We start from the raw sequence: 13195 nt of genomic DNA, 5'->3' as shown, positions 1-13195 counted from the left end.
CCTCATTTCGGCTGCAGGATCAGAAGGAGTGGACATGAGCGGCCCGGAACAGCTTGAAGGAATGCACGCAGCTGCGTTCACGCGTGCGAACAACGAGCCTGATACGATTTTCCATGCGCAGCGTATCCCGGATTCGCTGATGGATATGGGGGCACAGACAGCCGTGACAGCCCTGTATCAGACGGCCCTGCCGGTCGGTGGGGCGGTTCTGGATCTGATGGCGGGCGCTCTCAGCCATTATCCGGAGGAAGCGAAGTTCCAGCGTATGGTCGGGCTCGGGATCTTCAAAGGCGCCCTGGATGCCAATCCTGTGCTGGGCGAGCGTGTGGTGCAGGATCTCAATGAGGACACGGTGCTGCCGTTCGGGGATGATAGCTTCGATGCGGTGACGCTATGCGACGGGTTGGCTTATTTGACGCAGCCGCTGGCAGTGCTGACGGAAGTCGTGCGTGTCCTCAAGCCCGGTTCCCCGCTGATTTTGACATTTTCCGACCAGTTTCATGCAGCGAAGGCCGTGGCGATTTGGCAGGCGCTTGAGCCGGCAGATCGCGTGCGTCTGGCCAGTGTGCTGATGTCCCGTGCCGGACTGGCCGATCTGGATACGGGCGAGGTTGTGCCGCCTGAGGATCTCACGGCATGGCGCGATACGGTGCATGCGGTGATCGGGCGTAAGCCGAGGAACTGAACAGGGCGGAGACTGCATTCCGGGTGCCGGACGGAGCGGGAAGAACAAGATAAATCCGTTCCATACGTTCTTTCTGGCATTTTCGAGTGGAAGTCTTTATGCAGCGGCATTCCAGCCGCCGCATCCTGTCGTCGGCGTGACGTTTGCCGAGTGTTCATAAAATATGCCTTTTCCCGATACCCATCCTGCCCTTAAGCGCGCCCTTGAGGCACGTGGCTACGAACAGCTGACTCCTGTTCAGGAAGCCGTTCTGCAGCCGGGGCTGGACGAGCGCGACCTGCTGGTTTCCGCGCAGACGGGGTCGGGCAAGACCGTCGCCTTCGGCCTGGCCATCGCTCCGACCCTGCTCGGAGACGCCGATCGCCTTCCGCCGTCCCCTCAGCCCATGGCGCTTGTAATTGCGCCGACGCGTGAGCTGGCGCTTCAGGTCCAGTCCGAACTCAAATGGCTCTATGCCGAAACCGGCGCCCGCATCGCGAGCTGCATTGGCGGCACCGATGCCCGCAGTGAAGCCCGTGAGCTGAACCGTGGCGCCCATATCGTGGTCGGAACCCCCGGCCGCCTGTGCGACCACCTGTCGCGTGGCTCGCTTGACCTGTCCGCCCTGCGCTGCGTCGTGCTCGATGAAGCTGACGAAATGCTGGATATGGGCTTTCGCGAGGAGCTGGAGCAGCTTCTCGATGCCGCCCCGGCCGAGCGCCGTACACTGCTATTCTCGGCAACGATCGCCCGCGAGATCGCCTCGCTGGCACGCCGTTACCAGAAGAATGCCGAGCGTATCGACACGGTTTCGGGTGCCAAGCAGCATTCCGACATCACCTATCGTTGCGTCATCACGCAGCCGCAGGAAATTGAGCGCTCGCTCGTCAACGTGCTTCGTTTCTACGAGAGCCCGACGGCCATGGTGTTCTGCAATACCCGCATGATGGTCAACCAGGTGCAGGCCGCCCTGCTTGAGCGCGGTTTTGCGTCCGTCGCCATTTCCGGCGAGATGGGCCAGAACGAGCGCAGCCGTGCGATCGAGAGCTTGCGCTCCGGTCAGGCCCGTGTCTGCGTTGCGACTGATGTTGCAGCCCGTGGTATTGACGTGCCGGCCCTGAGCCTCGTGATCCATGCGAGCATTCCGACGGCGGCCGAAACCTTGCTGCATCGCTCGGGCCGTACGGGGCGTGCAGGTCGCAAGGGCACCAGCGTGCTGATGGTTCCGTTGAACCAGCGTCGCCGGGCCGAGCGCCTGCTTCAGATGGCGAAGATCCAAGCCGAATGGGAAGCTGTTCCCACGGCCGATGCGATTGCCGAGCAGGACAAGACTCGTCTGATGGACGATCCGATCTTGACCAATGCCGTGGATGACATGTCCGACGAGCTGGTCAACCAGCTGGTTGAGAAGTACGACGCCACCAAGCTCGCAGCGGCTCTGGTTGGTCTGTATCGTGCGCGTCTGCCGAAGGTTGAGCAGATCCGCCCGATGTCCGTTGAGGCGCCGCGCCGCACGGAGCGTGGCGAGCGTGCACCGCGCGAAGAGCACACCATGTCCGGTGAATGGTTCAAGATGGGCGTTGGTCGTACCGAGCGTGCCGATCCGAAGTGGTTGATCCCGCTGATCTGCCGTCTGGGTGGTGTGCAGAAGCGCGAAATTGGTAGCATCCGCATCGATCAGGAACAGACCTATTTCCAGATCGCGGATGAGAGCGTGGCTCGCTTCAAATCCTGCCTCGCCGGCGCGGAAGCCGACGAAGTGACGATCGAGCCGTCCGAGGCCCCTGCCGGTGGCATGGGCCCCCGTGGTCGTAACCCGGGTGAAGGCAAGCGCTTTGGCGGCGGTGGCCGTTCGGGCGGTGGCTTCAAGGGCGGTCCGCGCGGTGGTGCCGGCGGCGGTTACAAGGGGCGCGGCGGTTCGGGCTATGGTCGTCCGAAGCCCGCAGCCGGTGATGGCCCGCGCGGTGACGGTTCGAGCCGCAAGCGCCGTTCCTGATCCGTCTTTCACGATCTGAAATGTAGAATCCTGCCGGAGCAGGTCTCCGGCGGGGTTTGTTTTTTCAGGCGTCGGGCAGGAGGGCTACCAGTTCCCGGACACGCTCCAGAATTTCCCTGACCGGAAGCGGGATGGCGGCACCGTCGGTATGGTTTTCCCGTGCCACCCCTGTCTGGAAGACATCCGCCCAGTATTTCAGCCCGCCTTGTGTCGCCATGGCGGCAAAGCAGGGATTGATGTGATGGGACGGAACGAGTTCGTAAACGAGAGTTCCCGGCTGACACCAGGCGATATTGGCCATGCCGGCCCCCAGCATTCCCATGACCATCCTGGCGTCGCTGAATAGGTGGATCTGTTCGGATAGCGACAGCGTTTCGGGCTGCACGCGTTCAAAGCCGAGTTTTTCCAGCTCTGCCGCCAGTTCGGTTTCATTGGGAACGTGCCGGTTGGCTGAACTGCCACGCTCGATATAGAGCCTTCGTCCAGCAGGTGACACTGTGGCCCCCGCAGCCTGACGCAGCCGCGCATAGGCGTCGTGGGATACGTTCGAGACCGCGAAATCGGCACTGCCATTGATGAAGGTGATGTAGTCGAGGGTTTTAAAGGCGTACTGCCGTCCCTGTTGCAAATGGATATGAACGTCACTGCTCAGGTCCAAAAGCTCAAGCGTCTCGAACTGCCACGGATGCATATGTTCGGGCAGGACAAGGCGGACTGGCCTGCCTGACTGTGACAAGACATGCAGGGTGGGGATCGTATGGGCGACCCAGTGATAGAAGTTCGAGGCCCAGTGATCGACACAGTTTGCGGTCACACCCTTGAAAGGTGCGCAACTGATGATATCTACAGGACGCAGCTTTAGGTGACGTACAGCTTCCGGATTCTGGACATAGGCGGTTTCAGCGATCGGATGGTCTGCATGTAGCAGCGTCATCAGCGGCTGGTCCAGCACCACGTCGCGCAAGGTGAACTGACTGATCGTAGCCGGCGTGCTCTCCCAGTTCCGGAACGGGTTGCGTTCCGGATGGCTCAGGGCAGAGGCGCAGGGCGCTGGAACAGGTCGGACGAGACAGCTTTCGAGAACAGTCGTGCTGTGCGCAATCTCCGCCAGAGTGGCTGGTGGAGAAAAAAGGCGCCTGAAACGGGAGAGAAGCAGCATGGTCAGGATCAGACGGTCTTGGCCGCGCCTTTCAGTAGGGCCTGCTGGGCGTCCTTGAGCGCATCAGACATTTTCTGTTCCGGCTCCTTGAGGTGCAGGCTTTCGAGCGTCTCCAGCAGCGCTTCGGCCACGAGAACGCGGGCAAGCCATTTATGGTCCGCAGGGATGACGATCCAGGGGGCGTCCGGTGTTGCGGTCGCACGGATAGCCTCTTCATAGGCTGCGGTATAATGCGGCCAAAATTCGCGTTCCGTCAGATCCGACGGGCTGAACTTCCAGCGCTTTTCTGGATGGTCCAGCCGTTTGAGCAGGCGCAGGCGCTGTTCTTCTGGCGAAATATGCAGGAAAAGCTTGAGAACGAGGATGTTCTGCCGGTGCAGATAGCTTTCGAAATTCCGCAGATCTTCCAGACGATGATCCCAGAAATCCGGAAGGTTCGGATTGAGGCCGCGGGCCCGGACCATGTCCGGATGAACGCGCTCTACCAGAACGTCTTCATAATGGCTGCGGTTGAAGATTCCGATCTCACCGCGCGATGGAACGGCGAGATGGATGCGCCACAGATCGTCATGGCGCGTTGAGATTCCGACAGGGGCCTTGAAGGATGTAACGTGCACACCCTGTGGGTTCAGACCGGAGAACGCGTGCCGGATCGCGCCATCCTTGCCGGCAGTGTCCATGCCCTGAAGTACGACCAGAATACCGTGGGTGGCATAGGCTGCCAGCCGCTGCTGCAGGACGGACATCCGGTCTACACAGTCGCGGATACGGGTGCGGGATTCGTTTTTCTGACGACCGAATTTGTCGTTCGTTGGGATGGAGGACAGACGAAACTTCTTGCCGTCCGTGATGCGAAGCTGGGGGGGGAGGCCGATTTCAACCGACATGACGGTTCACCGCAAGCCCACCCGATGCCTGACAGACCGGCATCATTTCCAGATAATTGACGTTCACGTGCCAGGGGAGGCCGATGAGCCATGAGACGGTTTCGGCAATGTCTGCGGGGGTCAGAGGTGTCGTGTCCTTATAGACCGCGGCCGCCTTGCTCTCGTCGGCGAGACGCACATTGCTGAATTCGCTGCCGCCGCACAGGCCGGGTTCGATATTGGTCACGCGAACCCGTGTGCCGAGCAGGTCCGTCCGAAGGTTCTGGGTGAACTGATGAACGAAAGCTTTCGTCGCACCATAGACGTTGCCACCGGTATAGGGATACGTTCCGGCCGTGCTACCTAGCGCGATGATGTAACCTGTATTGCGTTCCACCATGCCCGGCAGCAGCGCGCGCGTCAGTTCCACGACCCCGGAGACGTTTGTGGCGATCATCGTCTCCCAGTGATCGGGCACGGCGTCCTGTGCGGGCTCCATGCCGAGCGCCAGCCCTGCATTGTTTACGAGCACGTCGATATCTTGCCACTCTTCCGGCAGTGCAGCAGGGAGGCTGCGCAGCGCGTCACGGTCAGTCATGTCGAGCGTGAAAGGCAGGACGCTCTCGCCCAGTTCATCCTTGAGCGCTTCCAGACGATCCTTGCGGCGACCGGTCGCGATGACGCGATGGCCTTCGCGGACGAGGCGTGTTGCGATCGCGTGCCCAAAACCCGCGGTGGCACCAGTAACGAGAACAGTGAGAGGCATGGCAATCTCCAGACAGACAGCGTGCGCCCGGCAGGCGCGGTTTGGGGAGTCGGTTCAATGACCTGGTCCGGGGGACCCGGTTCAATGACATTGGATGTTATTAACACTCCTGAAGGCAAACGCTTGCAATACGGGAAGGGATGCACCCATGTTGGCAGGCATGAAGAAAACACTCGACGGACGCACTGACAACCTGACGGACTCCTCTCCTGCCGAACTAGGGCTGACGGGAAAACTTCTCGTGGCCGCCCCGGCTCTGGCGGAGACATTCTTCGAACGTACGGTCATCTATGTCTGCGCCCATTCGTTACAGGATGGCGCGATGGGGCTGATCGTCAACCGTCGTCTGTCCCAACCGGGTCTGGATGATCTTTTTGCCCAGCTTGGAATCAAACCGAACCCGCCGGAGCGGCGGATCGGTGTCTGCATGGGTGGCCCTGTCGAGCATTCGCGGGGCTTCGTCCTGCATTCGGCGGACTGGGCCGGGGAAGGCAGTCTCGATGTCGATGGCCAGACGAGCCTGACTGCCAGTCTGGATATTCTGCGCGAACTGGCTACGGGTCAGGGACCGAAACGGGCGATGATGGCGCTTGGCCATGCGGCCTGGTCGTCGGGGCAGCTTGAGCAGGAAATTCTGCGCGACAGTTCCTGGTTCGTGGCCCCGGCAATGGACGACATCGTCTTCGGGACAGATCACGCCCGGAAATGGAGAAAGGCGCTAGAGGCCATCGATATCGATCCTCTTCTTTTTTCAGCGTCTGTCGGGGAAGCCTGATCAGTCCTCACCCCTCACAACAGGACCGCAGCATGAGCGCACCTTACAGTCTTTATCTTTATGAACACTGCCCGTTTTGCACCAAGGCGCGGATGATTTTCGGGCTGAAGAACATTCCTTATGAGCAGCGCATCCTACTCAATGATGATGTGGACGGACCGGTTCGTATGGTGGGCCGGAAGGTCGTGCCCATCCTTGAAGAAGACGGAACATTCATGCCCGAGAGCATGGATATCGTCACCCATATCGACGGGATAGGAACTCCGGTCCTGACAGGAGAGACACGCTCCGAGATCGCGGACTGGCTACAGAAAGCGGGCAAGCCGCTCTATCGCCTCTTCCTGCCCCGCGCTGCTTCAGCACCTCTGCCGGAGTTCGCCACGACATCCGCGCGCGCTGGGTTCATTCAGCGCAAGGAGCCTTCCGTCGGATCGTTCAGCGCCCTTCTGGTGGACGGGACTCCTGAACTGGCGGAACTGAACGTGTTGCTGAAGGAGCTGGCGGGTCTGATCCGTGCATCGGACGCTGTCAATGGAGCGCTCTCCACGGACGATATCCACCTGTTCGCGCATCTGCACAGCCTGTCGCTGATTCGCGGCGTCGTGTATCCCCCGGAGGTAGAAGCCTACCGCCAGACACTGTCGAAGCGGTCCCGCGTGGAACTGTTCGATGACATGGCAGTCTGAACTGGGCGGTCTGAACCGAAGATTTTCTGTGGAAAAGGCCGGATTTTATGATCCGGCCTTTTCTATGTCTGCGGGACGACGATTATTTTCCGGGCTGAAGAACCGCGTGCAGGAACTGCTCCCGCCGCTGGGCCACCCGAGCGCGGATGACCGGATCAGGCAGCATGTGCGTGCCTGGCAGTAGGAGCAGGTCATAGGGTTTGCCGGCATGAAGCAGGGCCTGCGTCAGCTTCATGGTGTTTTCGAAATAGACGTTGTCGTCCGTGATGCCATGCATGAGCAAAAGCGGCTGTTGCAGCGTGTCGGCATAAGCCAGGACATTGCTCTTGTGATAGCCTTCCGGGTCGTCCTGCGGGGTGCCGAGATAACGCTCGGTATAGGCCGTGTCGTAATCCGCGAAATCAACCGGCGGTGCGCCAGCCACGCCGACCTTGAACACATCCGGTCGGCGAATGGTCGCCATGGCAGTGAAATAGCCACCAAAGGACCAGCCATGTACGCCGACGCGGGAGAGATCCATTTCATGGTAGCGCTTGCCGAGCGCCTGAAGTCCGTCCACCTGATCCTGAAGTGGAAGGTCGATCAGGTTGCCCTTGATGGCCCGCTCGAAATCATGATCGCGCCCCGGCGTTCCACGTCCGTCGAGCGTGACGACGATATAGCCCTGATTGGCAAGGCACTGATCATCCAGAAAAGCTGTTGGCGTATCGCGCACCAGCTTCACGCCCGGCCCGGCATAGACGGACAGCACGACCGGATAATGTTTTGAGGCGCTGAAATGGTCCGGCCGAATAATGGCTGCGTCCAGATCACGCGCCCCTGCGGTCGTGAACTCGACATGAACCGGAAGTTTCGGCGTCTGCGCCACACCCGGAAGGGTTGCGACGACATGGCCTGCCGTATCCCGCACCAAAGTCTGGCGCGTGCCCGCGGCACTGGCGAACGTATCCACCATGGCCGTGTGCGTGCCGTTGGTGACATGGATGTTGTGAATGCCGCGCTCCGTCACGAATGGTGTAACGGCCCTGGTTTTCAGATCGATATGCACGACCTCGTTGTCCAGCCGGTTGGCGCGGACTGTCACCGTAAGGCTGTTGTGTTCGGCGTCGTAATCGTTGAGGGCGATATAGGACAGGCCGGGCGGCGTCAGGACGCGCTGGAGTTTTCCGTCCGGGGTATGGAGTTCGAGCTGCCAGTCTTTGCCTCGGTCTGCGGCCCAGAGAAAGCCTGCGTTGTTGTCGAGGAAGACGGGCAGGTTGTGGCCGCCGGATGCGGCACGTGGGTCCAGTTCAATCCAAGCCGGGTCGGACTGTTCCAGAAGGAGATGGGTGGCGCCGGTTGCGGGGTCGATCGTGAGAAGCTGTTCTTTCGTTTGTTCGCGGTTGAGCAGGACGATGGCGAGGGGGGCATTCTTCCGCCAGACGACGCGACCGAGATAGGGCCATGCGTCATGGTCCCATGAAATCCAGCGGATCGGGCCGCCTTTGGCATCCACGAGGCCGAAGCGCGTTTTAGCGTTGTTCGTGCCCGCGCGGGGATAGCGGAAAGTGACCGGCTCGGCCTGCGGGGTTTCGGGGTTGGTGATGTAGTGCTTTTCGACGTCGCTGTTATCGGCTTCCTCGAACAGGATGGTTTTGCTGTCCGGCGACCACCAGGCACCATCCGCACGTTCCAGTTCCTCGGCAGCGGCAAATTCGGCGAGGCCATGGCTCAGAGTGTCGCTGCCGCCGGTTGTCAGGCGCGTTTCACGTCCGCTGACCAGATCGACACTATAAAGGTCATTATCCCGCACGGCGGCGAGGCTGAGCCCATCTGGCGAGAGGCGCGGGGCGATCCACTGACCCTCGACAGGCGTGACTCGGCCGTCATCCGTGGCGATGCGTTCGAGCTGCCCACCCTGTGAGGCGAGAACTGTGCCGCCGTCCTCGCTCATCTGGTAATCGGTAATGCCGGACATGCTCTGGCGCGCCCGTTCGCGCCGGGCTTTCTCCTCGACCGACAGATGTTCCGGCCCCGATGCAGGTGCGGCCAGTTCATGAATCGCATGATCCGACAGGTCGTAGCGATAGAGATGCAGATGTGTGTCGAACGGTCCCGAGCGCAGGAACAAGACGGAGTGACCGTCCGGCGTGACTTCCGCGTGGTTCGGCAGGCCAAGCGTTCCGTTCCGGGTCTTGGCGAGATCGAGCATGCAGGCCGCGGGAGCGGCGGCATTGACAATCCCGGCGGACAGCACTGGAGAGATGAGGGCGCAGGCCATAAGGGCGCGACGAAGGGGGTGTGACGGCATTGCATCTCCAAAAGAATGACGGCGGACAGGATTTTGACGTCGATCATGGACCGGGGCGTCGTTTGTGAACAGGGTTTGCGGAGGGGATCTGCGCAACCCTCTCACGTTTTCGAGAGCAGGGGCGATTTTACCGGGACCGATCCCGGGTTCGTGTGTTCTGCATTGCACTACGTCTCAGCAAGAAGGAGCCTGATGGATATGCAGTATCGTCAGCTTGGTCGCTCGGGCCTCAAGATTTCAGCACTCAATTTCGGATCGGTCACATTCGGCGGGCAGGGCAATTTTGCCGCCACCGGTAAGGTGGATGTGGCCGAAGCCACGCGAATGGTGGATATCTGCGTCGAGCATGGCGTGAACATGTTCGATACGGCGGACGCCTATTCCGGCGGCGAGGCCGAGGAAATCTTGGGACGTGTCCTTCAGGGACGCAGCCGCGAACTGCTCGTGACCTCCAAGGTGCGTTTTCCGACGGGGAAGGGGCCGAACGAACAGGGCCTGTCGCGCCATCATATCCTCAATGCCTGCGAAGACAGTCTGCGTCGTTTGGGGCGCGATCATATCGACCTTTATTATCTGCATGAATGGGACGGCCTGACGCCGGTCGAGGAAACGCTTGAAGCGCTCCAGACTCTGCGCGATCAGGGCAAGATCCGGTATGCGGGCATTTCCAATTTTGCAGGCTGGCAGGCGATGAAGCTGCTGGGCGCGGCCGAGCGGGATCGTCTGATCGTTCCGGTCAGCCAGCAGCTCTATTATTCCCTTGAAGCGCGGGATGCCGAATATGAACTTCTGCCGTTGGCCGTGGATCAGGGGCTAGGTGTTCAGGTCTGGAGCCCGCTCGCCTGTGGCCTGCTGACGGGGAAGTACCGTCGCGGCAAGACGGCCCCGGAAGATTCCCGCCGCATTTCCGGCTGGCCGGAGCCGGAAGTCCGGGATCTGAAAAAGCTTTACGATACAGTCGAAGTTCTAGTGCAGATTGCGGAAGAGCATAGCGTCTCCGCCGCTCGCGTGGCTCTGGCCTGGACGCTGCACAAGCCGGGGATCACGTCGCTGGTTCTGGGTGCACGCAAAGAGAGCCAGCTTCTGGACAATCTCGCTGCCGCGTCGCTCCGTCTGACGCAGGAGCAAGTCCGCAGGCTTGACGATGTGAGTGCACCGGACCTGATCTATCCGTACTGGCACCAGAACCGCAACGCGTTCGATCGTCTTTCGAAGGCGGATCTTGTGTTGCAGGGGCCGGCAAAACGTCATCGTGAGGCTCTTGAAACGAAAAAATGACTGCCTAAATATTCATCACAGGCCGCTGCCTTCGGGGGCGGCCAAGAACATCAATGCTGCCGCAACGGGGCATACGAGGACTTTAGACTATGGATATTCAGAATTTCACCGAACGCAGCCAGGGCTTTCTTCAGGCCGCACAGACCATTGCGCTTCGGGACTACAACCAGCAACTGACGCCGGAGCATTTGCTCAAGGCCCTGTTGGACGATGAACAGGGCGCGGCCTCCGGTCTGATCCGCGCGGCGGGTGGCGATCCGAAGGTGGTTCAGACCGCAAATGATGCCGCTCTCGCCAAGCTGCCGAAAGTGCAGGGCGCCGGTGCCGGCCAGCCCCAGATGACGCCGGATCTTGCCCGTCTGCTGGACAGCGCGGAATCCGCTGCGAAAGTCGCGGGCGACAGTCATGTCGCTCAGGATCGTCTGCTCGTCGCAATTGCGTCCAGCAATACACCCGCGGGCAAGGCGCTTGTGGACGGCAAAGCCAGCGCGGCGGCTCTGGAGCGTGCCGTTGCGGAAATCCGTAAAGGACGTACCGTCACGAGCGCATCTGCGGAAAACACGTTCGACGCCCTGAAGAAATATGCCCGTGACGTCACGGCTGTGGCGCAGGCTGGCAAACTTGATCCGGTTATTGGCCGTGACGAAGAAATTCGCCGGACCATTCAGGTCCTGGCGCGTCGCAGCAAGAACAACCCGGTCCTGATCGGTGAGCCGGGTGTGGGCAAGACGGCCATTGTTGAAGGTCTCGCACAGCGGATCGTCAATGGTGACGTGCCCGAGGCCCTGCGCAACAAGAAGCTGATGTCGCTCGACATGGGCGCGTTGATTGCCGGTGCGAAATATCGCGGTGAGTTCGAGGAGCGTCTGAAAGCTGTTCTCAAGGAAATCGAGACTGCTGAAGGCGAGATCATTCTCTTTATCGACGAAATGCACACGCTGGTCGGGGCCGGTCGGTCCGATGGTGCGATGGATGCGTCCAACCTCATCAAGCCAGAACTGGCGCGCGGCACGCTGCATTGCGTGGGTGCGACGACGCTCGACGAATACCGCAAGTATATTGAGAAGGACGCGGCGCTGGCCCGTCGTTTCCAGCCGGTCTTCGTGGGTGAACCCACCGTAGCCGACACGATCTCGATCCTGCGTGGCATCAAGGAGAAGTACGAGCTGCATCATGGCGTCCGTATTACAGACAACGCCATCGTTGCAGCTGCGACTCTCTCCAACCGCTACATCACGGATCGCTTCCTGCCGGACAAGGCGATTGATCTGATCGACGAGGCTGCCAGCCGTCTGCGGATGCAGATCGACAGTAAGCCGGAAGCTCTGGACGAACTCGACCGTCGTATCATCCAGCTCAAGATCGAGCGGGAAGCCATCCGTAAGGAAGACGATAACGCCTCGAAGGATCGTCTGGTCGCGCTGGAAGCGGAACTTGCCGATCTGGAAGAGCAGTCTGATGCGATGGGCGCCGAATGGCATGCCGAGAAGGATCGGGTGAACGCAATCCAGAAACTGAAGGAGCAGCTCGATACAGCGCGCTCCGATGTGGAAGTGGCACAGCGTCAGGGCAATCTCGGCAAGGCGTCCGAACTGATGTACGGCCTGATTCCGAACCTTGAGGCTCAGATCGCCAAGGCTCAGGAAGAAGAGGACGTCGCCTCCAAGAGTGGTCTGTTCGCTGATACCGTGACGGATCAGGGGGTGGCGGCAGTTGTTTCCCGTTGGACCGGTGTGCCGGTGGACCGGATGCTCGAAGGTGAGCGTGCCAAGCTGATCCGCATGGAAGACACGCTGCGTGATCGCGTCGTCGGGCAGGAGCAGGCCCTTGTGGCCGTGTCGAACGCCGTCCGCCGGGCGCGTGCCGGTCTTCAGGATCCCAACCGTCCGATCGGTTCGTTCCTGTTTCTCGGCCCGACGGGTGTCGGCAAGACCGAACTGACCAAGGCTCTGGCTCAGTTCCTGTTCGATGACGAGAAAGCCCTGCTGCGGATCGACATGAGCGAGTTCATGGAGAAGCATGCAGTCTCCCGTCTGATCGGCGCCCCTCCGGGCTATGTCGGTTATGACGAGGGGGGGGTGCTGACTGAGGCTGTCCGTCGTCGTCCTTATCAGGTGATCCTGTTTGACGAGGTGGAGAAGGCCCATGAGGACATCTTCAACATCCTTCTTCAGGTTCTCGATGACGGACGTCTGACAGACGGGCAGGGACGTGTGGTGGACTTCCGCAACACAATTATCGTTCTGACCAGTAACCTTGGCTCCGAAGTTCTAGCCAATCTGCCGGATGGTAAATCGGTGGATGAAGTTCGTCCGCAGGTGATGCAGGTCGTACGGAATCATTTTCGGCCGGAATTCCTGAACCGTCTGGACGAAATCATCCTGTTCTCCCGTCTGCAGCGGAAGGACATGGACCGGATCGTCAAAATCCAGATCAGCCGTCTCCAGAAGCTGCTGGAAGATCGCAAGATCGACCTGGAACTAGACGAGAAGGGAACCGAATGGTTGGCCGCAGAAGGATACGATCCTGTCTACGGTGCCCGCCCGCTTAAGCGTGTCATCCAGCGCAGTCTGCAGAACCCGCTGGCCAGCCTGCTGCTCGAAGGAAGCATCCACGATGGTGAAGCCGTAAAGGTTTCGGCCACTGGCAGAGCCCTCATAATCGATGGAAAGCCCGTTTCGGCGGGCTGACCGGGAAAAAAGCGGGTCTGAACCC

10 protein-coding genes are annotated in these 13195 nt (G+C 60.4%); 6 read left to right on the top strand and 4 right to left on the bottom strand.

All coding sequences use genetic code 11. The features are described 5' to 3' along the window. The first annotated feature begins 34 nt into the window (after positions 1-34). Positions 35-685 (top strand): methyltransferase domain-containing protein, encoded by a 651-nt coding sequence (locus GSP01_RS08680; RefSeq protein ID WP_174787574.1) that lies wholly within the window; start codon positions 35-37, stop codon positions 683-685. Positions 686-848: 163 nt separating this feature from the next. Then, positions 849-2660 (top strand): DEAD/DEAH box helicase, encoded by a 1812-nt coding sequence (locus tag GSP01_RS08675; protein ID WP_141352719.1) that lies wholly within the window; start codon positions 849-851, stop codon positions 2658-2660. A 64-nt stretch (positions 2661-2724) separates the two neighbouring features. On the opposite strand, the gene GSP01_RS08670 is transcribed toward GSP01_RS08675, so the two are convergent. Genes GSP01_RS08670 through GSP01_RS08660 form a run of 3 tightly spaced genes read right to left on the bottom strand, consistent with a single transcriptional unit; the run spans position 2725 to position 5451 of the window. Then, positions 2725-3819: a glycosyltransferase family 61 protein gene (locus GSP01_RS08670; RefSeq protein ID WP_141352717.1), complete on the bottom strand. Its 1095-nt coding sequence runs from the start codon at positions 3817-3819 to the stop codon at positions 2725-2727. Positions 3820-3827: 8 nt separating this feature from the next. Next, positions 3828-4706, bottom strand: a complete 879-nt coding sequence (locus tag GSP01_RS08665; RefSeq protein WP_141352715.1) for a polyphosphate kinase 2 family protein — start codon at positions 4704-4706, stop codon at positions 3828-3830. Further along, on the bottom strand, positions 4696-5451 hold the full coding sequence (locus tag GSP01_RS08660) for an SDR family NAD(P)-dependent oxidoreductase (protein WP_141352713.1): 756 nt from the start codon (positions 5449-5451) through the stop codon (positions 4696-4698). The genes GSP01_RS08665 and GSP01_RS08660 overlap by 11 nt, the downstream gene beginning before the upstream one ends. A gap of 160 nt (positions 5452-5611) precedes the next feature. On the opposite strand from GSP01_RS08660, the gene GSP01_RS08655 reads away from it, so the two are divergent. Continuing rightward, complete coding sequence (locus tag GSP01_RS08655) at positions 5612-6226, top strand: YqgE/AlgH family protein (protein WP_141352711.1); 615 nt, start codon at positions 5612-5614, stop codon at positions 6224-6226. A gap of 32 nt (positions 6227-6258) precedes the next feature. Next, a complete protein-coding gene (gene grxB, locus GSP01_RS08650) occupies positions 6259-6912 on the top strand; it encodes a glutaredoxin 2 (protein ID WP_141352709.1) in 654 nt (217 codons plus the stop codon). 82 nt (positions 6913-6994) lie between these two features. On the opposite strand, the gene GSP01_RS08645 is transcribed toward grxB, so the two are convergent. Next, on the bottom strand, positions 6995-9202 hold the full coding sequence (locus tag GSP01_RS08645) for a S9 family peptidase (RefSeq protein WP_141352707.1): 2208 nt from the start codon (positions 9200-9202) through the stop codon (positions 6995-6997). 198 nt (positions 9203-9400) lie between these two features. Between GSP01_RS08645 and GSP01_RS08640 the strand changes: the two genes are divergently transcribed. Together GSP01_RS08640 and clpB are read left to right on the top strand one after the other, a co-directional pair. Then, positions 9401-10480 carry an aldo/keto reductase gene (locus GSP01_RS08640; RefSeq protein ID WP_141352789.1) on the top strand — a complete coding sequence of 360 codons (1080 nt, stop codon included), beginning with the start codon at positions 9401-9403 and terminating at the stop codon, positions 10478-10480. Positions 10481-10569: 89 nt separating this feature from the next. After that, positions 10570-13170 carry an ATP-dependent chaperone ClpB gene (gene clpB / locus GSP01_RS08635; protein WP_141352705.1) on the top strand — a complete coding sequence of 867 codons (2601 nt, stop codon included), beginning with the start codon at positions 10570-10572 and terminating at the stop codon, positions 13168-13170. The last annotated feature ends 25 nt before the right edge of the window (positions 13171-13195 follow it).

Source organism: Gluconobacter sphaericus NBRC 12467 (assembly GCF_006539125.1).
Classification (GTDB): Bacteria; Pseudomonadota; Alphaproteobacteria; order Acetobacterales; family Acetobacteraceae; genus Gluconobacter; species Gluconobacter sphaericus.
The sequence above is the reverse complement of the archived record's forward strand: the minus strand, read 5'-3'. Positions and strand labels throughout refer to the sequence as shown.